Source organism: Sphingomonas sp. GlSt437, assembly GCF_048015635.2.
GTDB lineage: Bacteria > Pseudomonadota > Alphaproteobacteria > Sphingomonadales > Sphingomonadaceae > Sphingomonas.
On the sequence record NZ_JBPGYA010000002.1, the window covers coordinates 142,596 to 166,461 of the forward strand.

Sequence of the window (23,866 nt, forward strand, 5' to 3'; positions counted from 1 at the left end):
CGCGCTAAGCCTGGCGACGCAGCGCCTCGATCGCCGCGCCGAGCGATAATGCCGCATAGAGGGCCCCGATGCCAAGCCCGATCACGCCCTGCCCCAGCCAAATAAACGGGACAAGCAGCAGCGGATAGGCCGCGGGCGCGCCCCACCAGCTGCGGCGCGGGCGGGCGTCGGCGGCGCGCTCGGTCAGGCCGGCAAGAACGACCAGCGCCAGCGCGAGGATCACCGCGCTTGCCGTGCCCGCCGCATCGCTCAAGCCACGCCCGAGCAGCATCACCGCCGCCGCCGAGCCGCCAAGCAAGCCCGCCGAGGCGAGCCGTGCCTGATCGATCTCGTCGCGCATCCAGGCAAGCACGCCCGCCAGCATCATCCCGAAATCGGCGAGCACCACCAGCGGCATGCCGATGCCGCTCCACCGCCACGCGAGCAGCACCAGCCCTGCGACCAGCACCGCCGCCGCTCCACCGGCCACCGCGAGCGCGCTCCAGCCCCGATCGATCAGCATCGGCAGAATGCGCCGCGCAACGGGCCCCTGAACATATCGGTCGATCCACGCCGCTCGGCCCGACACATGCGCCGACACCAAAGCCTCGTTGCGCGCCGCCAGCCGCCGCGAATCATGCTCGACGCCATGGCCGGCGGCGACCGCATCAGCGGGGAGCGGCAGCTGCGCCGCGCCGTTCTGCGCGGTGACCCTCAACAGAGTGGACGCAAAATCATAGTCGCCCGGCAGCGCCGCGACATCGGCGAGCCGCGCCACCCCGACCCGCGCGACGCCCGCCCAGATCGCGTCAGCACCTACGCGCTCGAGCCCCGGTAACGCCGCCGCGTCGCTCGTCACCAGCAGCGCGTCGTCGCCTTCGACCGCGAACGGCGCAATCACCTGATCGGTCGTCACCAATCCGTCCGCCAGCACCAGCAGATGCGCGAGCGGATGCACCTTGTCCGCCGCCTCGCGCGCCGATCGCACTGCATCGACCGCCAGCCCGCGCCGCGTCAGCCGATTGATCGCGCCGAGCAGCTCGGGCGTCAGCCGCGTCACGACCACCAGCAAATGCCCCGCTCCCGCCGCGACCAGCAGCCGCGCCTGGAACTCGATCAGCGTCGCGCCGCCAAAGGGCAAGGTCGCGGCGAGGTGATCGGGCCGGTCGACGGCGTCATCAGTCGCGAAAATCAGGCCGGTAAGCATGGCCTTTGGCTGTTAGGCGGTTCGGTTCGACTTGGCAAAGGGCGCCAGCCGCGCCGCCGCCCGCTCAGCCGCGCGGCATCACCCGGCGCAAGCGCTTCAGGCACTCCGCATCGCCCACCGGCGCGCGATTGGCCGCATCCGCTGCCGCCATCAGCCGGATCGCGCCGAAGCTCGCGGCCAGGCTCTTGAGCTTGCCGGTCGCGGCTTCCCAATCCGCCTGCGTCGCGGCCGCTTCCACCGCCGCGAAATCGCGCAGCGCGCTTTCGCCGAACGCCAGGCGCAACTCGGCGATCAATTGCGGGTCGTCGCCCACCGCCGCTGCCAGAGTCGCATCGATCGCGCCGGGATCATAAGCCATCCGTTCGCGCTAGCGCCTGCCGGTTAACGCCGCGTTATGCGCGCCCGATCACCAAGCTATTTGCTTTGAGTGCGACGATTTCGTGATAAACAACGGCCATGACAGGGGGATCGCGCATCATCGACATCCGCAACCGGGGCGGCAAGGAGCGGACGCCGGTCGATCTCGGTCCCATCGAGGCGACCGAACCGGCCATGGCAGCAGACGAGCCTCTTGACCTCGATATCCCGGTCGCCGCCGAAGCGCCGGCGGTTGCCGAGGACGATATCGAGGCGCCGCGCCGCTCGCCGTGGCGGATCATCGGCCCGGTTCTGGCGGTCGGCGCGTCGCTCGGCTGGCTCGGCGGTATGGTCGCGCTGATCGGCCCGGCCAACATCGCCGCCCTGCCGCCGGTATCGCTCGCCGAGTTGATCGCGGCCTTGTGCGTGCCGCCCGCGCTGATCGGCGTGCTCTGGCTGCTCGCGATGCGCACCAGCGCGGCCGAGGCGCGGCGGTTCGGCGATGTCGCTGCCGCGATGCGCGCGGAAGCCGCCGTGCTCGAGCGGACCGTCTACAACCTCAACCGCCAGATCGATGCCAATCGCGTGATGCTCGCCGAGCAGACCACCGCGCTGATGGCGATGGGCGACGCCGCAGCCCAACGGCTGACCGCGATCAGCACCGGCATGGCGCACGAAGTCGCCAGCGCCAATGATCAGGCCGCGCGGCTGACCGACGGCATCACCGCCGCGCAGGCTAGTCTCAGCGTTCTGCTCGCCTCGCTTCCCCGCGCGGTGGGCGAAGCAGGCGAGATGAAGCAATCGATCGAGACGGCGGGCCTCGCCGCCTCAGAGCAGGCCGCCGCGCTCGACGCGCAGATCACCGCGCTCACCGATCGCGGCCGCGAGGCCGATGCGCTTGCCAGCGGCGCGGCGCAGAAGCTTGCCGCGCACATTGCGCGGATGGAAGCGACCAGCGAAACCGCCGGCGCGCGGCTCGAAGCCGTCACCGCGGATATGTCGGCGGCAGTCGATGGCCTGCTCGGCCGCACCGCCAACGCCGTCGACGAAGCGCGCAAGGGCATCGAGGCGCAGGGCGACGCGATGCTGGCGATGGTCGAGGCCAACCAGGCGCATCTGTCGCGCGCCTCGACTGAATCGGTCGATGCCCTGGCGCAGCGCATCGACCTGATCGAGGCGGCGATCGATCGTGTCGCGGCAAGGATCGCGGCTCAACGCGACGCCAGCACGGCGTTGGTCGAGGTGGTCAGTCGCGATTTCGACGGGGTCGAAAACAAGGTCGCCGCTTTCCACGCCCAGGGGCTGGAGCGCACCCAGATGCTCGCCGCCTCGATCAGCGCGCTCGGCGGCTCGGCCGATGCGATGACCGAATCGCTGCGGCTGGGCGAGGACATGGCGCGCCGCGTCATCAACACCGCCGAAGACCTGCTGACCAGCATGGACGCCGCCGCGCGCGAGATCGACGAGACATTGCCCGAAGCGCTCGAACGGCTCGACGCGCGCATCATTGACAGCCGCAAGGTGGTGAGCGCGGCCAAGCCCGAACTGCTCGCGCTGGTAACAGCCGCGGAAAGCACCCACGATGCGATCGAGGCGATCGCGCAGGTGCTGACCAGCCAGCGCCAGACGCTCGATCAGCTCACCGCGACGCTGCTAGAAGCGCTGCGCAGCGGCGAGGACAAGGCGCGCGTGCTCGGCCAAGCGATGGACACGACGATCACCCGCGCCAACGACTTTGCCGAAAGCGCCGCGCCCCGCCTGGTCGAGGCGATGATGCGCGTGAAGGACACCGCCAATACCGCTGCCGAGCGCGCGCGCGAGACGCTGGCGAGCGTCATCCCCGATGCCGCGAGCTCGCTCGAAATCGCCAGCGCCCAGGCGATGCAGCGTGCGATCAGCCATGGCGTCGAGCGCCACATCGCCGAGATCATCCAGGCGACCGACGCCGCCGTTGCCGCCGCGACCCGCGCGTCCGAGCGGCTCTCAAGCCAGATGATGACGATCGCCGAGACCACGGCGATGGTCGAAAACCGAATCGAAGAAGCGCGTGCCGAGCGCGACAAGGCGGAGACCGAGAGCTTCGGCCGCCGTGCCTCGCTGCTGATCGAAGCACTCAACTCGGCCTCGATCGACATCGCCAAGACCTTCGCCAGCGAAGTCTCGGACAGCGCCTGGGCCGCCTATCTGAAAGGCGACCGCGGCGTCTTCACCCGGCGCGCGGTGCGGCTACTCGACACGACCGAAGCGCGCGAAATCGCCAAGCTCTACGAAGACGACGCCGCCTTCCGCGAGCAGGTCAACCGCTACATCCACGATTTCGAAGCGATGCTGCGCGCGATCCTCGCGCAGCGCGATGGCTCGCCGATCGGGGTGACGCTGCTCTCGTCGGACATGGGCAAGCTCTACGTCGCCCTCGCCCAGGCCATCGAGCGGCTGCGGGCCTGACCGGCGTTACTCGATCGGTTTGTTGCCGCCGAAAAAGTCGAGCATCTCGGGCTGCAGCCAGCCGAAATGGTAGTTGAGCAGGAACAGCGCGAAAATCGCGGTCGCCAGCACGGTGACGCGCAGCGCGATGCGGCGGCCGTCAAAGACATGCGGCGCGCTCTCCGCTTGGCCCGGCACCTTCGCCGCGCCGGCCTCATCCGCGGTGCGCACGCCGAAGGGCAGCACCAGGAACACGCAGAACACCCAGATCAGGAAATAGATCGCGATCATCGACTGGATTTTCATGGGTGCGCCCTGACTTGGTCCTCGCCAAATTTCCCGTCATCCCAGCGAAAGCTGGGATCGCCTGCGGCCAACGGCCCCAGCTTTCGCTGGGGCGACGCCCTATACGCCGCGCCATCTGTGCGGCAGCGGCAGATAGACCAGCAGCCGGAAAACATTACGCCTCGATCAGCAGCACGTCGACCACGGGCTTCTTGCCCGTCCACTTGGTCGCCACCCGGCGCACCGCGACGCGCAATTGCTCGCGCAGTTTCTCGCGATCCTTGGCGCCGCCTTTCAGCGTCGAGATAGCGGCGGCGGCCACTTCATCCAAGAAATCGTCGCGATCTTCCTCCACCGGCACGCCCTGCGCGCGCACTTGCGGCGTACCGAGCGCCCGACCGCCGCGATCAAGCGCGACCGCGACCGACATTTGCCCGTTCAGCCCCAGCTTGCGCCGCTCGTTGATCGTGCCGCCATCGGCGGGCAGAATCACATCGCCATCGAGCACCAGCCGGCCGACCGGCGCATGGCCGATCTTCTGCGGCTCGCCCGGCGCCAGGCGAACGATATCACCATTGGCCTGCACCACGGCCTGCGGCACGCCTTCCGCCAGGGCGAAGCGCGCCTGCTCGGCCATGTGCCGCACCTCGCCATGCACCGGCACGATGATCTCGGGCCTGATCCATTGGTACATCTGCGCGAGTTCCGGCCGGCCGGGGTGGCCGGAGACATGGATGTGCGCCTGCCGCTCGGTCACCATCGCCACACCCTTGGCGGCAAGCGCGTTCTGGACGCGGCCGATGGCGATCTCGTTGCCCGGAATCTGCTTGGACGAGAAGACGACGGTATCGCCCGCATCGAGCTTGATCGGGTGGCTGCCCTCGGCAATGCGCGCCAGCGCCGCGCGCGCTTCGCCCTGCCCGCCGGTCGCGATGATCATTACGTCGCCGGGCTTGAGCGCCATCGCGCCGTCGAAATCGACCACCGGCGGAAAGTCCTTGAGATACCCCGCCGCCTGCGACACGCGCAGGATGCGATCGAGCGAGCGACCCGCGACGCACAATTTCCGCCCGGTCACGCGCGCGACATCACCCAGCGTTTTCAGCCGCGCCGCGTTCGAGGCGAAGGTCGTCACCAGCACGCGGCCCTTGGCCTCGCCCACCACACGCAGCAAGTCCTCGCGGACGCTGCCTTCCGAGCCCGAGGCTTCCGGATTGAACACATTGGTCGAATCGCACACCAGCGCGAGCACGCCTTCGTCGCCAATCGCGCTCAGCACTTCCGGCGTCGCGGGGGCGCCCAGCACCGGCGTATCGTCGAGCTTCCAGTCGCCGGTGTGGAAAATCCGCCCGAACGGCGTGTCGATCACCAGCGCATTGCCCTCCGGGATAGAGTGCGCCAGCGGCACATAGCGCAGCTTGAACGGTCCCAGCTCGACGCTCTCGCCATTGGGAATAACGTTCAACTCGACCGCATCGGCAATGCCTTCTTCCTCGAGCTTGCCGGCAATCAGCCCCGCGGTGAACGGCGTCGCATAAAGCGGCACGCCCAGCTCCTCAGCAAGGTAGGGCAGCGCGCCGATATGGTCCTCATGCCCATGCGTGAGTACGATGCCGAGCAGATCGTCGATCCGCTCTTCGATGAAGCTCAGGTCAGGCAGGATGATCTCGACCCCGGGATAATGCGGATCGGCAAAGGTAATGCCGCAATCGACCAGGATCCATTTCCCCCGGCAGCCATAGAGATTGGCGTTCATGCCGATCTCGCCCGAGCCGCCGAGTGCGAGGAAAATCAGTTCTTCAGAGGGTGTCACGTTTGGTTTTGTTCTTTCAGTTGAAATAGTGTCCGGTACCGCCGCCCCTTAAACCGTCACCCCAGCGCAAGCTGGGGTCGTTTGCAAAAGGTCGGGCGGGAAGCCAGCGACCCCAGCTTGCGCTGGGGTGACGGCGATAGATCTCATTCTTTATGGGCACGATCCCACAGCATCGCCAGCCCCTGAATGGTCAAATCGGGCTCGATCGCGTCGAAAATCGTCGTGTGTTTCTCGAACAGCACGGCGAGGCCGCCCGTCGCGATCACCTTGACCGGGCGGCCGACCTCGGCCTTCATCCGCGCAACCAGGCCCTCCATCATCGCGACATAGCCCCAATAGATGCCGATATGCATCTGGCTGACGGTATCGCGGCCGATGACCGAGTTGTTGCCGCTCGGCGCCTCGATCGCGATGCGCGGCAGCTTGGCCGCCGCCGTCACCAGCGCATCGAGCGACAGGTTGATGCCCGGCGCGATGATGCCGCCTTTATAGGCGCCAGTGAAATCGACGATGTCGAACGTCGTCGCGGTGCCGAAATCGATGACGATCAGGTCGCCGGCATGGAGGGTATGCGCGGCAATGGTGTTGACCGCGCGATCGGCGCCGAGCGATTGCGGCTCCTTGACGTCGATCTCGATGCCCCAGTCGACTGGCGGCTGGCCGGCAATGAGCGCAGGCCCGCCGAAATATTTGCTCGCCAGCACCTGGAGATTGTGGAGCGCGCGCGGGACGACGGTGGCGATGATGACGCCAGTCACGTCTTTGCGGTCATGGCCTTCGAGCGCCAGCAACTGGCTCAGCCACACCGCATATTCGTCCGCGGTGCGGCGCGGATCGGTCGCAATCCGCCAGCGCGCAACGATCTTGCGGTCCTTGACCAGCGCGAAGACGACATTGGTGTTGCCGGCATCGATGGCGAGCAGCATTTGGGGGCTCCTCAGAGCAGGAAGACATCGCCGGCGTGAATGACACGGCGCGTGCCATCCGCCAAGCGCAGGATCAGCGCGCCGTCGGCATCGAGGCCCTCGAACAGCCCCTCGATCGCTTCGCCATCGGGGAGCCGCGCGGTCAGCGCTGTGCCAGGGGGATGCGCGCGGCCTAGCCAGCGCTCGCGGACCGGCGCCAGCCCCTCGCCGCGCCAGCGGGCGAGCCATCGGGCGAAAACTTCGGCGAGCGTCTCAAGGAATGTCGCGGGATCGGGGGCGGCGCCGTAAGCGGCAAGGCTGGTCACCGCGCGATCGAGGCCATCGGGGTGGTGCGCCAGGTTGATACCGATACCGATGACCACCGCGTCGCCGGCGTGTTCGAGCAATATGCCCGACAGCTTGGCACCGCCGAGCAGCACATCATTGGGCCATTTGATCTGCAAGACGCCCTCACCCTTCCCATCGCTGGCGCGATGGGCCCCTTCCATCTCCCGACGGGAGAGGGAGGGAGCGCCGGAGGCGCGGAAGGGTGAGGGCGCTGGCAGATACACCCGCACCGCCTCCTCCACCGCCACCGCCGTCAGCAGCGCCAGCGTCGCGGCAGGCGGATCGCTTGGCCGCAACCGCACAAGCGTGCTCGCATAGAGATTGCCGGCCGGCGACACCCAGTGCCGCCCCTGCCGCCCGCGCCCCGCCGTCTGCCGCTCGGCGCGCAGCCATAGTCCCTCGGGTGCGCCCGTTGCCGCAAGCACGACAAGATCGGCATTGGTCGATCCGGTTTCGGCAATCGTGCGGATCGTCGCCGTCAGAACAGCGCCTTCGCTGCCCACAGGCTCCAAGCGCCCAGCAAGGGGATGGCAAGATAGCCGACCGGCGACAGCACCAAAGTCGCCGCCGCGATCAAGCCACCCTCGACCGGGTTCTCGACCGGACGAAACGCCGCCGCCGCTTCATCGAAATACATCGTCTTGACGATGCGGAGATAATAATAGGCGCCAATCACCGACGCAGCGATGCCGAGCGCGGCATAGACGAACAGCCCCGCATCGACCGCCGCCGAAAATACCGCGAACTTGGCGTAGAAGCCGAACATCGGCGGGATGCCGGCGAGCGAGAACATCATCACCATCAGCGCGAAAGCGAGGCCCGGCCGCGTCCGCGACATGCCCGACAGGCTGGCGATGCTTTCGACCGGGTGGCCGTCCGCATCCTTCATCTGCAGCACGACGAGGAAGCTGCCCAGCGTCATCACGACATAAATGGCAAGGTAGCTCAGTACCGCCGCCACGCCCTCGCGCGTGCCCGCCGCCAGCCCGATCAGCGCGAAGCCGACATTGTTGATCGAGCTGTACGCCAGCAGCCGCTTGATATTGCTCTGGCCGATCGCGCCCGCCGCCCCGAGCACGATCGACGCGAGCGAGGCGAACACCACGATCTGCCGCCAGTCGTGCAGCGCCGGGCCCATCGCCTCGACCGCGAACCGCACCGTCAACGCGATCGCCGCGACCTTGGGCGCCGAGCCGAAAAAGGCGGTGACCGGCGTCGGCGCGCCTTCGTACACGTCTGGCGTCCACATGTGGAACGGCACCGCACTCATCTTGAACGCAAGGCCGGAGAGCATGAACACCAGCCCGAAGGTCAGCCCGATCGAATGCGCGCCCACATAAGCCCCGGCAATCGCATCGAACAAGGTCGTGCCTGAAAAGCCATAGACCAGGCTGATACCGTAGAGCAGGATGCCGCTCGCCAGCGCGCCGAGCACGAAATATTTGAGGCCCGCCTCGGCCGAGCGCTGATCGCGCCGCATGAAGCTCGCCAGCACATAGGCCGCCAGGCTCTGCAGTTCGAGACCGACATAGAGCGTCAGCAAATCGCCCGCCGACACCATCATCCCCATGCCCGCCGCCGCGAGCAGGATCAGCACGGGATATTCGGGATGCAGGTCATCGCCTTCGGTCGCCGCGAAAAAGCCCGGCGCCATGATGATCGCGACCGCCGCCGCACCGAAGATCAGCACCTTGGCAAAAGCAGCAAAGCCATCCGCGCGATAGAGCCCATAGAAAGCCTGCCCGCCGCTCGACGCCGCCCCGCCCAGCGCGATGATCGCGCCGATCAGCGCCGCGACCGATGCCCAGCAGACCAGCCGCGTCACGCCCGCGCCGCCCCAGGCGGCGACCAGCATCAGCGCCAGCGCGCTCAGCGAGAGCACCAACTCGGGCAATGTCATCAGCAGGTTCATCGTGTAATCCATCAGCGCGCCTCCGCCGCGGCAACGCTGACGGGTCGCGCCATGCCGGGCAGCGGCTGCGAGTCGCCCGGCGGCCGCGCGCGCTCGACCCGCGCAGCCAGCCGCGCCGCATCCTCGTGCATCGGTTTCAGGAAGCTGTCGGGATATATCCCCATCCACAGCACCGCGAGCACGATCGGCGCGAGCAGCGCGACTTCGCGCAGCGACAGATCGGGCATCACCTTGGCATCATCATGCACCAGCTCGCCGAAGATGATGCGGCGATAAAGGTAGAGCATATAGGCCGCGCCCAGGATGATGCCGGTGGTGCACAGCAATGTCGCGACTGTCGAGACCTGATAGGTGCCCGCGAGGCTTAAAAACTCGCCGACGAAACCGCTGGTCCCGGGCAGCCCGATCGACGCCATGGTGAATGCCATGAAGAACAGGGCGTAGCGCGGCATGTTGATCGCGAGGCCACCATAGCGGCTGATCTCGCGGGTATGCAGGCGATCATAGATCACGCCCACGCACAGGAACAACGCGCCCGAGACGAGGCCGTGGCTCAGCATCACGATCATCGCGCCTTCGATGCCCTGGCGGTTGAACGCGAACAGGCCGATGGTGACGATCGCCATGTGCGCCACGCTCGAATAGGCGATCAGCTTCTTCATGTCGGACTGCACCAGCGCGACAAGGCTGGTGTAGATCACCGCAATCGCTGACAGCCCCAGGATCAGCCACACCAGGCTCGCCGAAGCTTCCGGGAACATCGGCACCGAGAAGCGCAGAAAGCCATAGCCGCCAAGCTTGAGCAGCACGCCGGCCAGAATCACCGATCCCGCCGTCGGCGCCTGCACATGCGCGTCGGGCAGCCAAGTGTGGACCGGCCACATCGGCATCTTGACCGCGAACGATGCGAAGAACGCCAGCCACAGCCAGGTCTGCGCATAGACCGGGAAGTCGTGGTTGAGCAGCTCGGGGATGCTCGTCGTCCCCGCTTCGTTGGCCATCCACAGCATCGCGATCAGCATCAGCACCGAGCCGAGCAGCGTGTAGAGGAAGAATTTATAGCTCGCGTAAATCCGGTTCGCGCCGCCCCAGATGCCGATGATGAGATACATCGGGATGAGGCCGGCTTCGAAGAAGATGTAGAACAGGAAGAGGTCTTGCGCCGCGAAGGTGCCGATCATCAGCACTTCGGTAGCGAGGAACGCGGCCATATATTCGGGCACGCGATTGGTGATCGCGGTCCAGCTCGCGCCGATGCAGATCGGCATGAGGAAGACGCTCAGCATAATCAGCATCAGCGAGAAACCGTCGATGCCGAGCGCCCAGTTGAAGCGGCCGAACAGCGGCGCGAACTCGACGAACTGCCATTGCGGCCCGCCGATATCGAACTGCGCCCACAGCGCGACGCCGAGCACGAAATCGACCAGCGTCGCCGCCAGCGCCAGCCACCGCGCGCCATTGGCGCTGACGAACAGGCAGCCGACTGCCGCCAGCGCGGGCACGGCGAGCATGACGGAGAGGATGGGAAAATCGGTCATTTCACCAGCGCCCATGTCACTACCGCGGTCAGGCCGATCAGCATCACGAACGCATAGCTATAGATATATCCCGTCTGGAGGCGCGCGGCCATGCGGCTCCCCGATTGCACCACGAAAGCCGCGCCATTCGGCCCGAAACGATCGATCGTGCCTTCGTCGCCCGTATGCCAGAACAGCCGACCGATCGCGAAAGCAGGGCGGACGAACAGCAGGTCGTACAGCTCGTCGATATACCATTTGTGAAACAGGAAATCGTAGATCGGCGCGAACGTCGCCGCGACTTTGCCTGGCAGCGCCGGGCTGCGGACATAAGCCAGCCACGCGCCGTACAGCCCGAGCAGCATGACGATCGCGGTCGACAGCTTCACGCCGGTCGGCACTTCATGCGTCGCGTGCGCCAGATGCTCGCGGAAGGCGATCGCGCCTTTCCAGAAATCCTCGCCCGCCGTCGGCTCGATGAAATAGCCGTGGAAGACGAAGCCTGCCGCCACCGCGCCGATCGACAGCAGCAGCAACGGCAGCAGAATCGTCCACGGCCCCTCATGCGGGTGATAACCCGCAGTGCCGTCGCCATGCGCCGCCGGATGATGGCCATGATCATGCGCGGCATGGCTATGGTCGCCATGGCCATGCGCGTCATGCACGGCATGCTGGATATGCTCGGAGCCCGCCCAACGCGGCTCGCCCCAGAAAGTCAGGAACATCAGCCGCCACGAATAAAAGCTCGTCAGCAGCGCGACGATGATGCCGGTAATCGACGCCCCCGTCTGCCCCGCCGCCCAGGCGCCCTCGATGATCGCGTCCTTCGAGTGGAATCCGGCAAAGCCGATCGCCAGCTCATTGCCGAAAACCGCCGGCAAGCCGACCCCGGTGATCGCCAGCGTCCCCGCCATCATCGTCCAGAAGGTGATCGGAATGTGCTTCCGCAAGCCACCGAAGAAGCGCATGTCCTGCTCATGGTGCATCGCGTGGATCACGCTGCCCGCGCCCAGGAACAGCAGCGCCTTGAAAAAGGCGTGGGTGAACAAGTGGAACATCGCCGCGCCATAAGCGCCGCAGCCCGCCGCAAAGAACATATAGCCGAGCTGCGAGCAGGTCGAATAAGCGATCACGCGCTTGATGTCGGTCTGCACCAGTCCAATCGTCGCGGCGAAAAAACAGGTCGCGGCGCCCACCGTCATCACCACGCTCAGCGCGACCGGGCTCAGCTCGAACAGCGGTGACAGCCGGCACACCATGAACACGCCCGCCGTCACCATCGTCGCGGCGTGGATCAGCGCGGAGACGGGCGTCGGCCCCTCCATCGCGTCGGGCAACCAGGTGTGCAGTCCCAATTGCGCCGATTTGCCCATCGCGCCGACGAACAGCAGCAGGCAGATGACCGTGATCGTATCCGCACGGAACCACAGGAACCCGATCGTCGAGCCGCTCAGCCCCGGCGCGAGCCGCAGAATTTCCGGGATCGACGTCGTGTTGAACACCAGATACGTCGCAAAAATGCCGAGCATGAAGCCCAGATCGCCCACCCGGTTGACGACGAATGCCTTGATCGCGGCGGCATTGGCGCTGGGTTTGCGGAACCAGAAACCGATCAGCAAATAGCTCGCCAGGCCCACGCCTTCCCAGCCGAAGAACATCTGGATGATGTTGTCGGCGGTCACCAGCATCAGCATCGCGAAGGTGAACAGCGAGAGATAGGCGAAGAAGCGCGGCTGGTCCGGGTCTTCCTCCATATAGCCCCAGCTATAGAGGTGGACGAGCGCCGAGACGCTGGTGACGACGACCAGCATCACCGCCGTCAGCGCATCGACCCGCAACGCCCAGTCGACGCTGAGCGTGCCCGAGTGAATCCAGCTCAACACCGGCGTCACGCTCGGTTGCGCGCCGCCGCCGAGGTACGAAATGAAGATCGGCCAGCTAAGCGCACACGACACCAACAACGCGCCCGTCGTCAGCAGCTTGGGCAGCGTGGCGCCGAACGCCCTGTTGCTCAGCCCCGCGATGATCGCGGCGAGCAGCGGCAGGAAAACGATAAGCTGGATCACCGAATGATCACCCCTTCATCCGGTTGACGTCATCGACCGAGATCGTGCCGCGGCCGCGGAAATAGATGACGAGAATGGCAAGCCCGATCGCCGCCTCACCCGCCGCCACGGTCAGCACGAACATCGCGAATACCTGGCCGACAAGATCACCGAGATAGGCCGAGAAGGCGACGAGGTTGAGGTTCACCGCGAGCAGGATCAGCTCGATCGCCATCAGCATCACGATCAGGTTTTTGCGATTGGCGATGAGGCCGAGCACGCCCATGCCGAACAGGATCGCCGCGACGACGAGATAATGGGTAAGGCCGATCATCTTACACCTCGCCGAATGTGCAGGAACACCGCCGGTCCAGCGATCAGCAGAATCATGAGGAGCCCCCGGATCACAGCTCCACTCCCACGCCAACCGGCTGATCGACCTTGCGCACCGCATCCTTCGGGCGACGCGCGACCTGGCGGGCGACATTCCGCGCGCGCACGCCGCCGCGCTGGCGATGGGTCAGCACGATCGCGCCGATCATCGCCACGAGCAGCACCAGCCCGGCACCCTCGAACAGATAGAGGTAGCGGGTGTAGAGCAAGGTCCCGATCGCCTCGATATTGGGCTGGGCTGGCTGCGCCGGCGCGATGCGGCGGCCAAGATCGATGCCGCCCGCGCTCCACGCGCCGATAGCGATGAAGATTTCCGCTGCCAGGGCGATCGCGAAGATCAGCCCGATGCCCGCATAGCGCACGAACCCGCTGCGCAGCTCGGCGAAATCGATGTCGAGCATCATCACCACGAACAGGAACAGCACCGACACCGCGCCGACATAGACGATCACCAGCAGCATCGCGATGAACTCGGCGCCGACCAGCACCATCAGCCCGGCGGCGTTGAAAAAGGCGAAAATCAGCCACAGCACCGCGTGCACCGGGTTGCGCGACGTGACCGTCAGCGCCCCCGACAGCAGGACGAGGCCGGCGAACAGGTAAAAGGCGAGCGTCTGGATGATCACCGCGCTACCTCGCCGCCAAATTCACCCTGCACCCGAGCCACACCCGTCACCCCAGCCCCGACTGTCACCCCAGCGAAAGCTGGGGTCGCGAGCCACATCGGCCGCCCGTAGCGCGAAGCGATCCCAGCTTTCGCTGGGATGACGTGAGAGGAGTCGATCATCGCGCGCCCGCCTACCGATACGCCGCGTCGGCGGCAAGGTTCGCCGCGATCACGCTTTCCCACCGATCGCCATTCGCCAGCAGCTTGGCCTTGTCGTAGATCAGCTCCTCGCGCGTCTCGGTCGCAAATTCGTAATTCGGCCCTTCGACCACGGCATCGACCGGGCACGCTTCCTGGCACAGCCCGCAATAGATGCACTTGGTCATGTCGATGTCGTAGCGCGTGGTACGGCGGCTGCCATCGTCGCGCGGCTCGGCTTCGATGGTGATCGCCTGCGCCGGGCAGATCGCCTCGCACAATTTGCACGCGATGCAGCGCTCCTCGCCATTGGGATAGCGGCGCAGCGCATGCTCGCCCCGGAAACGCGGCGAGATCGGGTTCTTCTCGTACGGATAGTTGATCGTCGCCTTCGCCTTGAAGAAATACCGCAAGGTCTTCAGGTGCGCACCGATGAACTCGTAAAGCGTATAGGATTTGATGAATTGAGCGACGCTCATGATCCGGTCCTTGCGGGTGTATTCTTGGACGTTTCACAAACGCCCGTTGCCAGTTCCTTCGGAAACTTACCAATAGACTGGTAGTAATTTGAAAAAAACCGAAAGCTTTTTAGAGGGTATAAATTGATCGTAATTTCATAGGGTGATTTTGAGCGATCTAAAACTTGCGGCCGTACGCCAAGATCCTTGTACTTTAGGATCTGAGAAACAAGATACTGTTGCCCATTAATAGAAACCGGAAAATCGTTGATAATCTCGAAAAAGCTATAGTCCTCTTTCCAATTTTCCGAATATTCAGCTTTATTACGGATCAATTTTATGTCCGCTTCATTATTAGGCGTAAGGTCGACTAACACGCTACCACCAACGCCCATCACACCATTTAATACAAAATCAATTGAGCGATCAGGGACACTTGGCCCTGCAACACGGCATGAAAACGCCAGATCCCTCACAGCTATGTTGTCGCGAGCTTCGGCCCGTCGAATGCTGTCTATGACAATTTGTCCGGCAAGCGCCGCTAGTAGAGCGAATGACATTAATTCGCTCCCCCCACGCGGGTCCACATCAGGAACCCGGATACGATGAACACCCACAGCAGCGACATCGGCAGGAACACCATCCAGCCCAGCCGCATCAGCTGGTCATAGCGGTAGCGCGGCACGGTCGCCTTCACCCAGCTGAACAGGAAGAAGAAGGCGCACATCTTGATGAACAGCCAAATCAAGCCAGTCGACATATAAGGCCCGAAATGCGTGCCAAAGAGCCAGTTCCACACGTCTGCCAGCAGGGAGACGTTGATCTGGTAAAGCGGCGCCCAATCCAGCGGCGGCAGATACCCGCCCCAGAACAACGTCGCGTTGAGCACGCACATCAGGATGACATTGGCGTACTCGCCGAGCCAGTAGAGCGCGAACGCCATCGACGAATATTCGGTCTGGTAGCCGGCGACGAGCTCGCTTTCCGCCTCGGTCAGGTCGAACGGCGCGCGCTGCGTCTCAGCGAGGCTCGAGATGAAGAACACCACCGCCATTGGGAACAACAGCGGGTTGAACGCAAAGCCGTTGACCGGCAGCCAGGCAAAGCCCCAGACATTCTTCTGCGCTTCAACAATGGTTTGCAGGTTGAAGCTCCCTGCCCACAGCACCACCGAGATCAGCACGAAGCCGATCGCGACTTCGTAAGACACCATCTGCGCCGCCGCGCGGATCGCCGAGAAGAACGGGTATTTCGAGTTGGACGACCAGCCCGCCAGGATGATTCCATAAACGCCGAGCGAACTCGCCGCGAGCACGTAAAGCAGCCCGACATTGATGTTGGCCAGCACCACGCCCGCATCGAACGGCACCACTGCCCACACGATCAGCGCGACCGTGAAAGTGATGATCGGCGCCATCAGGAACAGGCCCTTGTCGGCGCCCGACGGGATGATGGTTTCCTGCAGGAACACCTTCAGCCCGTCCGCGAACGACTGGAGAATGCCGAACGGCCCGACGACATTGGGCCCCTTGCGCAGCGCCATCGCCGCCCAGATCTTGCGGTCGGCGTAAATGATCAGCGCGACGGCGAGCATCACCGGGAAGGCGATGAGCAGAATGTCGATCAGGGTCCAGACGAACCACGACCAGCCATAGCCGATAGTGGCGGAGGTCCAGGCGGTCATGCGCTCACCTCACACATCGTCACCCCGGCGATTTTCGCCGTCACCCCAGCGAAAGCTGGGGTCGCTTGACATGGGGCCGGGTTATTGAAGCCAGCGATCCCAGCTTTCGCTGGGATGACGAAGAAGGACAACCGCATCACTCCGCCGCCTCCGCAAACTCTTGCCCATGGAGGATTTCCGCCGAGCAACGCTGCATCGTTGGGCTGGCGCGGCAGATAGCGTTGGTGAGGTAGAAGTCCTTGATCGGATAAGTCACTTCGCCCTCGCCCTTGGCGTCGAGCGCGGGGGGCGCCCAGTCGAAGGTCTTGAGACCCAGCTCACCCAGCAGCGGCGTGTCCTTCGCCATTTCGGCGCGCAGCTCTTCCAGTGTGTCGAACGGCAGCGGCTTGCCGAGCACGGCGGAGAGCGCGCGGAAGATCGTCCAGTCCTCACGCGCGTCGCCCGGCGGGAAGACGGCGCGCTCGCCGCGCTGGACCCGGCCTTCGAGGTTCACCCAGGTGCCCGATTTCTCGGCATAGCTCGCGCCCGGCAGCACCACATCGGCGTGGTGCGCGCCTTTGTCGCCATGATGGCCGACATAGACTTTGAAGCTCTTGGCGAACGGCCAGAAATCGACCTCGTCGGCGCCCAAGAAAAACACCAGCTTGGGCTTGGCGGCGACCACATCGGCGATCCCGCCCGGCTGCGCATAGCCGAGCATCAGCCCCCCCATCCGCGCCGCCGCCATATGGACGACGTTGAAGCCATTCCACGCACTGCCATCCTCCAGCGTGCGGAAGAGATTGTACTTCTTGGCAAGCGCCAGCGCCGCGCCATGGCCCGATTTGAGCGCCGCGCCGCCAACGATCACCATCGGTCGCGCGGCATTCTTGAACGCCTCCGCCGCCGCCTCGGGCAGCTTGCCGAGCACCGACAGCGCATTGCCGAGCCATTCGACCTTGTAGGTCAGGTCAATCTCGGGCCCGATCGCGAACACCTTGGCGCCGCGCTTGATTGCCTTGCGCACCCGCGTGTTCACCAGCGGCGCTTCCCAACGCAGATTGGTGGCGACGAGCAGGATTACATCCGCCCGCTCGGTACCCGCAATCGTCGTATTGAAATTGACTGCCGCCAGGCTGGACACATCATAATCCATCCCCGTCTGCCGCCCTTCGAGCAGCGACGAGCCCGCCTGCGCGAGCAGCGCCTTGGCCGTATACATCGTCTCGCAATCGACCAGATCGCCCGCAATCGCCGCGACGCTCTTGCCCGCCTTCACCGCCGCAATCGCCGCGAACGCCTCGTCCCAGCTCGCCTCAACCAGCTTGCCGTCCTTGCGGATGAACGGCCGGTCGAGCCGGCGGCGCACCAGGCCATCGACCGCGTGGCGCGTCTTGTCGGTCGCCCATTCCTCGTTCACATCGTCATTGATGCGCGGCAGGCAGCGCAGCACCTGGCGCCCGCGGCTGTCGAGCCGGATATTGGTGCCGACCGCGTCCATCACGTCGATGGTCAGCGTCTTTTTGAGCTCCCAGGGCCGCGCCTCGAACGCATAGGGCTTGCTGGTCAGCGCGCCGACCGGGCACAGATCGACGATATTGCCGGAGAGCTCGCTGGTGACGGCATGTTCCAGATAGCTGGTGATCTGCATGTTCTCGCCGCGCCCGATCGCGCCGATTTCCTCGACGCCGGCCACTTCCTCGGCAAAGCGGACGCAGCGCGTGCACTGGATGCAGCGCGTCATCACCGTCTTGACGATGGGGCCCATATATTTCTCGGTGACCGCGCGCTTGTTTTCGTGGAAGCGGCTGGCGCCCCGGCCATAAGCGATCGACTGGTCCTGCAAGTCGCACTCGCCGCCCTGATCGCAGATCGGGCAATCGAGCGGGTGGTTGATGAGCAGAAACTCCATCACCCCTTCGCGCGCATTCTTGACCATCGGCGAGGCAGTGAAGACTTCCTGATTGTCGGCAGCGGGCAGCGCGCACGACGCCTGCGGCTTGGGCGGCCCCGGCTTCACTTCGACGAGGCACATGCGGCAATTGCCGGCGATCGACAGCCGCTCATGATAGCAGAAGCGCGGAATCTCCTTCCCCGCCGCCTCACACGCCTGGAGCACGGTCGCCCCGGCGGGAACCTCGATCTCGATGCCGTCTACTTTGAGTTTAGGCATGTCAGCTACCCGTAGTCTTGTTTGAAGCCCGCGCCGCGACAAGCCGATAAGCCGAGATCGCGATATGCGCGCGCAAATCCGGGATGTTCATGTGGTAGGCAATGTCGGTCGCGGTGCAGGCGGACAGCGTGTCGCCATAAGCGAGCACGGCCTCGCGCTCGCCCGTCGAGTCCCGCTCGCTGCGGAGCAATGTCGCGGCCTTGCCTGGGTCGGCGTTGACGAGACACTCGCCATAAGCGTTGACGAACGCGCTGGAATCGAGCCCTGTTTGCGGACGAACAGGCGCCTTCGGCGGCACCGCTGCCAGCTGATCGATCAACTTGGGTTCATGATCAAAAAGAGCAGCTGCCAACTCACCATAGAAAATATCTTGCCGAACGGAGAAAGCTTGCTTGTCACGCAGACAGGAGGAGTTGCCATCGATCAACGTCTCTGCCGCCCTGACCTGCTGCGAAGAGTACATCGGCTTGGTCAACAAATCCGCCGAAGCGCGCGCCGCATAGCGGACAAAGCACTGCGCTGATCGAGCAAATTGCGACCGCTGCGTGACCAACGCGTCCTTGGCCTCGACAGGCTGACCGTAACACGCGCCCAATGCCACGAGCGCGACGAGCCTCTTGCCCAAGTCCCTCACTCCGCCGCCTCCATCATCGGTACCGCGATCCTGCACGCTATAAGCACGGTGGCGCCGGCGGGGACCTCGACCTCGATGCCTTCTACTTTGAGTTTAGGCATGAGGGCGCTCCGGCAATAATGATGAGCCGTAAAGATAAATCGCGGAAGCAAGATGCGTGCGAAGCTCGTCGTAACCCATGTGATACGCAACGTCTGTTGGGATGCACTGCCGGTGCAGTTCGCCGAATGCTTTGATCGACAATGTTTCTTCAGTTGAGCCCTCTACAGTGTTGAGCACTGCAAGAGCGCGCGCCGGTGCCGCTTTGACCAAACAAAGCGCGTAAAGATCGAGCACTTGGATAGCATTTGTACCCATGGGCGGACGAACTGGAGCAGTGTCGGCTTGGGTAGCAACGGCTTTGGTTAACTCTACTCTTCGTTTGAGCATTGCTTCGGCCGCAGATCCACGCATCGCTGCAATGTTGACCCGGTAAGAGCCGATCTTATTCAAGCACCCCTTATGGTAATACATGAGATCCAGAGCCAATTTGCTCTCTTCTGTGCTTCCCGGCGTTGTTTGCAGCAGCCGCTCGACTGTGCCCCCACCGACCTCAGCTAGGCATTTGCCGATATGGGCAATCGCATCCCGTTGATACTTCGTCCATTCAGGTGGCGGCGCGGTCGGTTGGTCAAAGCCGAGCAGAGCAGCAAGGACAAGAAGGAATCCCAAATTCACTCCGCCGCCTCCGCCATCGCGTGCGCCGCCTCGCCCTGCTTCTCCGCAATCCGCCGCTCGATCTCGGGCCGGAAATGGCGGATCAACCCCTGGATCGGCCACGCCGCCGCGTCGCCCAGCGCGCAGATGGTATGGCCTTCGACCTGTTTGGTGACTTGCTGGAGCATGTCGATCTCGGCGACCTCGGCATCGCCGGTGCGCAGCCGCTCCATCACCCGCCACATCCAGCCGGTGCCTTCGCGGCAGGGCGTGCACTGGCCGCAGCTTTCATGCTTGTAGAAATAGCTCAGCCGGCTGATCGCGCGGACAATGTCGGTCGATTTGTCCATCACGATGACAGCGGCAGTGCCGAGGCCGCTACCCAGCGCCTTCAGCCCGTCAAAATCCATCGGCGCATCCGTGATCTGCGCCGCCGGCACCAGCGGCACCGACGAGCCGCCGGGGATGACCGCCAGCAAATTGTCCCACCCGCCACGAATGCCGCCGCAATGCTCCTCGATCAGCTGGCGGAACGGGATGCTCATCGCTTCCTCGACCACGCACGGCTTGTTCACATGGCCCGAAATCTGGAACAGCTTGGTCCCGCGATTATTCTCGTTGCCGAAGCTCGCGAACCACGCCGCGCCGCGCCGCAGGATCGTCGGCGCGACGGCGATGCTCTCGACATTGTTGACCGTCGTCGGGCAGCCATAAAGCCCCGCGCCCGCCGGGAACGGCGGTTTCAGCCGCGGCTGGCCCTTCTTGCCCTCGAGGCTTTCGAGCATCGCGGTTTCTTCGCCACAGATATACGCGCCCGCGCCGCGGTGGACGAAAACGTCGAAATCATAGCCCGATCCGCACGCATTCTTGCCGATCAGCCCGGCGTCATAGGCTTCGGCAACGGCGGCAAACAGCGTTTCGGCCTCACGGATATATTCGCCGCGAATGTAGATGTACGCCGCGCTCGCCCGCATCGCGAAGCCCGCGATCAGCGCGCCTTCGATCAGCTTGTGCGGATCATGCCGGATAATCTCGCGGTCCTTGCAGCTGCCGGGCTCGGACTCGTCGGCGTTGATGACGAGGTAATTGGGCCGGCCCGGCTTGGGCTCCTTGGGCATGAAGCTCCATTTGGTGCCGGTCGGGAAGCCCGCCCCACCACGCCCGCGCAGGCCCGATGCCTTGATCGTATCGATGATGGCATCCTGGCCGATGTCCATCAGCTGCCTGGTATTGTCCCAATCGCCGCGCGCACGCGCGGCGGCCAGGTTCCACGGCTGGAACCCGTAGACATTGGTGAAGATGCGGTCCTTATCAGCGAGCATCACAGACTCCAGCAGCGAGCATCAAACCCCCCGCCCCATCAACCGCTCGGCGAAGCGATAAGCGACGACCGCGACGACGACGGCCAAGCCCAGCACGATCAGCCCGAAGGCGATCTTCACCAACGCGACCAGCACGAAGATGAGCAGCAGCGCCGCCAGAATGCCGATGATGATCGTCATGCCCTCACTCCTCCACCAGCTCGAGCCGCTGCTTTACCCGGCGCATGTCAGTCTTCAACGTATCGACACTGTGTTGCAGCGCGGCGAGATGCGCGTCGATGCCAAGCAGACGCTGATCAACGGCGGTCAGGCGCAGCGATTGGTTCAGCTGTTCCTCGCGCAACTCGCTGATCTCGACCCGGATCGCCTTTAGCATCTCGGTGATGAAGCGCTCGCCGTCGACGGTCATGCCCATTCCCCCCGATAATCGTGGTTCTCGGTGACCATGTCCTTGAGCGACGTCGGTCCGCCCTCCGGGCAGCTGGCCCGCCTGCCAATCGTCGAGCCCGGCGCGGGCGCCTCGCCGCGCGACAGCGCCCGCAGGATCGCGGTCGTGCGATCATAGTCCAGGTCCTCGAAATTATCGTCGTTGATCTGCACCATCGGCGCATTGGCGCAGGCGCCCAGGCACTCAACTTCGGTCAGCGTAAACAGCCCGTCCGCCGTCGTCTTGCCCTTGGCAAGGCCATACGCTTTGCACGCCGCCAGCACGTCGTCGGAGCCCGCGAGCAGGCAAGGCGTCGTGCCGCAGACCTGAACGTGATAGCGGCCGACCGGCGCCAGGTTGAACATGGTGTAGAAAGTCGCGACCTCGAAGATGCGCATGTACGGCACGCCGAGCTCGCGCGCCACGAACTCGATCACCGGCACGGGCAGCCACCCTTGCGTGTTGGTCTCCGCCCCCACTTGCCGCTGCGCAAGATCGAGAAACGGCAGCGACGCCGATTGTTCGCGCCCCTTGGGGTAGCGCGACAGGATTTCCCGGGCCTTCTCGGCATTCTCCGCCGTCCACGCGAAATCACCCCAGCGCGCGCGGGTTTCGGCTTCGTCGGGGATGTGGGGGGTGTCAGCCAAAGATAGATACTCCGTCACCCCGGACTTGATCCGGGGTCCCGCTGCCTTTCGACAGGGCGACAAAGAAGAAGGAGAAGCGGGATGCCGGATCAAGTCCGGCATGACGGTTGCGAGATTGTCCACTCACCGATCACACTCCCCGAACACCACGTCGATCGCGCCCAGGATCGCGGTGGTGTCCGCCAGCATGTGGCCCTTGCACATGAAGTCCATCGCCTGGAGGTGGCTGAACGCGGTCGGGCGGATCTTGCAGCGGTACGGCTTGTTGGTGCCATCCGAGACCAAATACACGCCGAATTCGCCCTTGGGGCTTTCGGTCGCGACATAGACTTCGCCGGCGGGCACGTGGAAGCCCTCGGTGTAGAGCTTGAAGTGGTGGATCAGCGCTTCCATCGATTGCTTCATCTCGGCGCGCTTGGGCGGCACGACCTTGCGGTCGTCGCTGGCGATCGGACCTTCGGGCATCTCGCTCAGGCATTGCTTCATGATGCGCGCGGACTGCCGGACTTCCTCGACGCGGACCATGAAGCGATCATAGCAATCGCCGCGCGTGCCGACCGGCACGTCGAACTGCATGCGGTCATAGACGTCATAGGGCTGCGACTTGCGCAGGTCCCACGGGATGCCGCTGCCCCGGATCATCGGGCCGGAGAAACCCCAGCGCACTGCGTCTTCCCGGCTCACCACCGCGATATCGACATTGCGCTGCTTGAAGATGCGGTTGTCGGCGACCAGGCTGATCGCATCCTCGAACAAGCGCGGCAGGCGGGTGTCGAGCCAGTCGGCAATGTCGGTCAGCACCTTCAGCGGCACGTCCTGATGGACGCCGCCGGGGCGGAACCACGCCGAGTGCATCCGCGCGCCCGAAATCCGCTCGAAGAAATTGAGGCAATCCTCGCGGATTTCGAACAGCCACAGGTTCGGCGTCATCGCGCCGACATCCATCACATGGCTGCCGAGGTTGAGCGTGTGATTGGAAATGCGCGTCAATTCGGCGAACAACACGCGCAGATATTGCGCGCGCAGCGGCACTTCCAGATCGAGCAATTTCTCGACCGCGAGCACGTAAGAGTGCTCCATACAGAGCGGCGAGCAGTAATCGAGGCGATCGAAGTAAGGCAGCGCCTGCAGATAGGTCTTGTATTCGATCAGCTTCTCGGTGCCGCGGTGCAGCAGCCCGACATGCGGATCGACGCGCTCGACGATCTCGCCATCGAGCTCCATCACGAGACGAAGCACGCCGTGCGCGGCAGGGTGCTGCGGGCCGAAATTGATCGTGTAGTTCTGGATTTCGAGATCGCCGACTTCGGGCTTGTCGGCATCGAGGTGACCTTCCAGCTGGTCAATCACGTCAGCCATGCGCCGCCTCCTTTCGCACCCACGCTTCCCCGGCGAAGGCCGGGGCCCAAAGGGGCAAGCGCTGGAAAGCTGGGCCCCGGCCTTCGCCGGGGAAGTGGTTTTGGGTGCGCAAACCGATCATCACAGCACCTCCAGCGTCGCGCGCGTCATCGCGGAAGGGTTGAGACCCGTATTCGGCTCGCCCTCGCGGTCGATCAGCAGGATATGCGCTTCCTCCGCCGCGAACGGCCGGTGCTCGGTGCCCTTGGGAACAACGATCATCTCGCCGGCGCGCAGCGTGCGGACGCCGTCGCGAAACTCGATGCCAAGCTCGCCCTTTACCACGAGGAACAGCTCATCGGTATCGGCATGCGCATGCCAGGTGAAGTCGCCCCGCACCTTGGCGAGCCGCAGCTCGTTGCCATTATAGCCGCCGATGATGCGCGGGTTCCAATGGTCGGCAAAGGCGCTCAGCTTGTCGGCGATGTTGACCACGGCAGGCGCCATCACTTGCCCTC

Annotated in this window: 24 protein-coding genes; 1 reads left to right on the forward strand and 23 read right to left on the reverse strand. The window is 64.5% G+C overall.

Features of this window, described 5'->3' with window-relative positions; all coding sequences use genetic code 11:
• Window positions 1–4: 4 nt before the first annotated feature.
• Both ACLB0R_RS10175 and ACLB0R_RS10180 read right to left on the reverse strand, forming a co-directional pair.
• Window positions 5–1,186, reverse strand: coding sequence for a hypothetical protein (locus ACLB0R_RS10175; RefSeq protein WP_416643795.1), 1,182 nt, complete (start codon window positions 1,184–1,186; stop codon window positions 5–7).
• 64 nt (window positions 1,187–1,250) lie between these two features.
• Entirely contained in the window at window positions 1,251–1,544 is a 294-nt protein-coding gene (locus tag ACLB0R_RS10180) for an Hpt domain-containing protein (RefSeq protein WP_416643794.1), read from the reverse strand.
• A gap of 98 nt (window positions 1,545–1,642) precedes the next feature.
• On the opposite strand from ACLB0R_RS10180, the gene ACLB0R_RS10185 reads away from it, so the two are divergent.
• Window positions 1,643–3,988, forward strand: a complete 2,346-nt coding sequence (locus tag ACLB0R_RS10185; protein ID WP_416643793.1) for a hypothetical protein — start codon at window positions 1,643–1,645, stop codon at window positions 3,986–3,988.
• 6 nt (window positions 3,989–3,994) lie between these two features.
• Here ACLB0R_RS10185 and ACLB0R_RS10190 read toward each other — a convergent pair whose 3' ends face one another.
• From ACLB0R_RS10190 to ACLB0R_RS10290, 21 genes are all read right to left on the reverse strand, one after another.
• On the reverse strand, window positions 3,995–4,273 hold the full coding sequence (locus ACLB0R_RS10190; RefSeq protein ID WP_416643792.1) for a DUF1467 family protein: 279 nt from the start codon (window positions 4,271–4,273) through the stop codon (window positions 3,995–3,997).
• A 154-nt stretch (window positions 4,274–4,427) separates the two neighbouring features.
• The gene (locus tag ACLB0R_RS10195; protein WP_416643791.1) at window positions 4,428–6,065 is read right to left on the reverse strand and encodes a ribonuclease J; all 1,638 of its coding nucleotides are present in this window, start codon (window positions 6,063–6,065) and stop codon (window positions 4,428–4,430) included.
• 143 nt (window positions 6,066–6,208) lie between these two features.
• Window positions 6,209–6,991 carry a type III pantothenate kinase gene (locus tag ACLB0R_RS10200; protein ID WP_416643790.1) on the reverse strand — a complete coding sequence of 261 codons (783 nt, stop codon included), beginning with the start codon at window positions 6,989–6,991 and terminating at the stop codon, window positions 6,209–6,211.
• Between the two features lie 11 nt (window positions 6,992–7,002).
• Window positions 7,003–7,788: a biotin--[acetyl-CoA-carboxylase] ligase gene (locus tag ACLB0R_RS10205; protein ID WP_416643930.1), complete on the reverse strand. Its 786-nt coding sequence runs from the start codon at window positions 7,786–7,788 to the stop codon at window positions 7,003–7,005.
• Between the two features lie 8 nt (window positions 7,789–7,796).
• Window positions 7,797–9,242 (reverse strand): NADH-quinone oxidoreductase subunit NuoN, encoded by a 1,446-nt coding sequence (nuoN, locus tag ACLB0R_RS10210; protein WP_416643789.1) that lies wholly within the window; start codon window positions 9,240–9,242, stop codon window positions 7,797–7,799.
• Window positions 9,242–10,768 carry an NADH-quinone oxidoreductase subunit M gene (locus ACLB0R_RS10215; protein WP_416643788.1) on the reverse strand — a complete coding sequence of 509 codons (1,527 nt, stop codon included), beginning with the start codon at window positions 10,766–10,768 and terminating at the stop codon, window positions 9,242–9,244. Before ACLB0R_RS10215 ends, nuoN begins: the two co-directional genes overlap by 1 nt.
• A complete protein-coding gene (gene nuoL, locus ACLB0R_RS10220; protein WP_416643787.1) occupies window positions 10,765–12,813 on the reverse strand; it encodes an NADH-quinone oxidoreductase subunit L in 2,049 nt (682 codons plus the stop codon). The genes ACLB0R_RS10215 and nuoL overlap by 4 nt, the downstream gene beginning before the upstream one ends.
• Window positions 12,814–12,820: 7 nt before the next feature.
• Window positions 12,821–13,126 (reverse strand): NADH-quinone oxidoreductase subunit NuoK, encoded by a 306-nt coding sequence (gene nuoK, locus ACLB0R_RS10225; protein WP_416643786.1) that lies wholly within the window; start codon window positions 13,124–13,126, stop codon window positions 12,821–12,823.
• 70 nt (window positions 13,127–13,196) lie between these two features.
• Complete coding sequence (locus ACLB0R_RS10230; RefSeq protein WP_416643929.1) at window positions 13,197–13,808, reverse strand: NADH-quinone oxidoreductase subunit J; 612 nt, start codon at window positions 13,806–13,808, stop codon at window positions 13,197–13,199.
• 175 nt (window positions 13,809–13,983) lie between these two features.
• Complete coding sequence (gene nuoI / locus ACLB0R_RS10235) at window positions 13,984–14,469, reverse strand: NADH-quinone oxidoreductase subunit NuoI (protein ID WP_416643785.1); 486 nt, start codon at window positions 14,467–14,469, stop codon at window positions 13,984–13,986.
• Window positions 14,466–15,008, reverse strand: a complete 543-nt coding sequence (locus ACLB0R_RS10240; RefSeq protein ID WP_416643784.1) for a hypothetical protein — start codon at window positions 15,006–15,008, stop codon at window positions 14,466–14,468. The genes nuoI and ACLB0R_RS10240 overlap by 4 nt, the downstream gene beginning before the upstream one ends.
• A complete protein-coding gene (nuoH, locus tag ACLB0R_RS10245) occupies window positions 15,008–16,132 on the reverse strand; it encodes an NADH-quinone oxidoreductase subunit NuoH (RefSeq protein ID WP_416643783.1) in 1,125 nt (374 codons plus the stop codon). Before nuoH ends, ACLB0R_RS10240 begins: the two co-directional genes overlap by 1 nt.
• Window positions 16,133–16,268: 136 nt before the next feature.
• Window positions 16,269–18,284, reverse strand: coding sequence for an NADH-quinone oxidoreductase subunit NuoG (gene nuoG / locus ACLB0R_RS10250; protein WP_416643782.1), 2,016 nt, complete (start codon window positions 18,282–18,284; stop codon window positions 16,269–16,271).
• A gap of 1 nt (window position 18,285) precedes the next feature.
• Window positions 18,286–18,759, reverse strand: coding sequence for a hypothetical protein (locus ACLB0R_RS10255; protein ID WP_416643781.1), 474 nt, complete (start codon window positions 18,757–18,759; stop codon window positions 18,286–18,288).
• Between the two features lie 252 nt (window positions 18,760–19,011).
• Window positions 19,012–19,635 carry a hypothetical protein gene (locus ACLB0R_RS10260; RefSeq protein WP_416643780.1) on the reverse strand — a complete coding sequence of 208 codons (624 nt, stop codon included), beginning with the start codon at window positions 19,633–19,635 and terminating at the stop codon, window positions 19,012–19,014.
• Window positions 19,632–20,936 (reverse strand): NADH-quinone oxidoreductase subunit NuoF, encoded by a 1,305-nt coding sequence (gene nuoF, locus ACLB0R_RS10265; RefSeq protein WP_416643779.1) that lies wholly within the window; start codon window positions 20,934–20,936, stop codon window positions 19,632–19,634. Before nuoF ends, ACLB0R_RS10260 begins: the two co-directional genes overlap by 4 nt.
• Before the next feature lie 21 nt (window positions 20,937–20,957).
• On the reverse strand, window positions 20,958–21,116 hold the full coding sequence (locus ACLB0R_RS10270; RefSeq protein WP_416643778.1) for a hypothetical protein: 159 nt from the start codon (window positions 21,114–21,116) through the stop codon (window positions 20,958–20,960).
• 4 nt (window positions 21,117–21,120) lie between these two features.
• Window positions 21,121–21,345 (reverse strand): hypothetical protein, encoded by a 225-nt coding sequence (locus tag ACLB0R_RS10275; protein WP_416643777.1) that lies wholly within the window; start codon window positions 21,343–21,345, stop codon window positions 21,121–21,123.
• Complete coding sequence (locus ACLB0R_RS10280) at window positions 21,342–22,010, reverse strand: complex I 24 kDa subunit family protein (RefSeq protein WP_416643776.1); 669 nt, start codon at window positions 22,008–22,010, stop codon at window positions 21,342–21,344. The genes ACLB0R_RS10275 and ACLB0R_RS10280 overlap by 4 nt, the downstream gene beginning before the upstream one ends.
• 123 nt (window positions 22,011–22,133) lie before the next feature.
• Complete coding sequence (locus ACLB0R_RS10285; protein WP_416643775.1) at window positions 22,134–23,369, reverse strand: NADH-quinone oxidoreductase subunit D; 1,236 nt, start codon at window positions 23,367–23,369, stop codon at window positions 22,134–22,136.
• 120 nt (window positions 23,370–23,489) lie between these two features.
• Entirely contained in the window at window positions 23,490–23,855 is a 366-nt protein-coding gene (locus tag ACLB0R_RS10290; RefSeq protein WP_416643928.1) for a cupin domain-containing protein, read from the reverse strand.
• Window positions 23,856–23,866: the final 11 nt, after the last annotated feature.

Coding starts and splice junctions, on each gene's coding strand:
- ACLB0R_RS10175 (WP_416643795.1), bottom strand. CDS start 1,186: ATGCTTACCGGCCTGATTTTCGCGACTGATGACGCCGTCGACCGGCCC.
- ACLB0R_RS10180 (WP_416643794.1), bottom strand. CDS start 1,544: ATGGCTTATGATCCCGGCGCGATCGATGCGACTCTGGCAGCGGCGGTG.
- ACLB0R_RS10185 (WP_416643793.1), top strand. CDS start 1,643: ATGACAGGGGGATCGCGCATCATCGACATCCGCAACCGGGGCGGCAAG.
- ACLB0R_RS10190 (WP_416643792.1), bottom strand. CDS start 4,273: ATGAAAATCCAGTCGATGATCGCGATCTATTTCCTGATCTGGGTGTTC.
- ACLB0R_RS10200 (WP_416643790.1), bottom strand. CDS start 6,991: ATGCTGCTCGCCATCGATGCCGGCAACACCAATGTCGTCTTCGCGCTG.
- nuoN (WP_416643789.1), bottom strand. CDS start 9,242: ATGGATTACACGATGAACCTGCTGATGACATTGCCCGAGTTGGTGCTC.
- ACLB0R_RS10215 (WP_416643788.1), bottom strand. CDS start 10,768: ATGACCGATTTTCCCATCCTCTCCGTCATGCTCGCCGTGCCCGCGCTG.
- nuoK (WP_416643786.1), bottom strand. CDS start 13,126: ATGATCGGCCTTACCCATTATCTCGTCGTCGCGGCGATCCTGTTCGGC.
- nuoI (WP_416643785.1), bottom strand. CDS start 14,469: ATGAGCGTCGCTCAATTCATCAAATCCTATACGCTTTACGAGTTCATC.
- ACLB0R_RS10240 (WP_416643784.1), bottom strand. CDS start 15,008: ATGTCATTCGCTCTACTAGCGGCGCTTGCCGGACAAATTGTCATAGAC.
- nuoH (WP_416643783.1), bottom strand. CDS start 16,132: ATGACCGCCTGGACCTCCGCCACTATCGGCTATGGCTGGTCGTGGTTC.
- nuoG (WP_416643782.1), bottom strand. CDS start 18,284: ATGCCTAAACTCAAAGTAGACGGCATCGAGATCGAGGTTCCCGCCGGG.
- nuoF (WP_416643779.1), bottom strand. CDS start 20,936: ATGCTCGCTGATAAGGACCGCATCTTCACCAATGTCTACGGGTTCCAG.
- ACLB0R_RS10270 (WP_416643778.1), bottom strand. CDS start 21,116: ATGACGATCATCATCGGCATTCTGGCGGCGCTGCTGCTCATCTTCGTG.
- ACLB0R_RS10275 (WP_416643777.1), bottom strand. CDS start 21,345: ATGACCGTCGACGGCGAGCGCTTCATCACCGAGATGCTAAAGGCGATC.
- ACLB0R_RS10285 (WP_416643775.1), bottom strand. CDS start 23,369: ATGGCTGACGTGATTGACCAGCTGGAAGGTCACCTCGATGCCGACAAG.
- ACLB0R_RS10290 (WP_416643928.1), bottom strand. CDS start 23,855: ATGGCGCCTGCCGTGGTCAACATCGCCGACAAGCTGAGCGCCTTTGCC.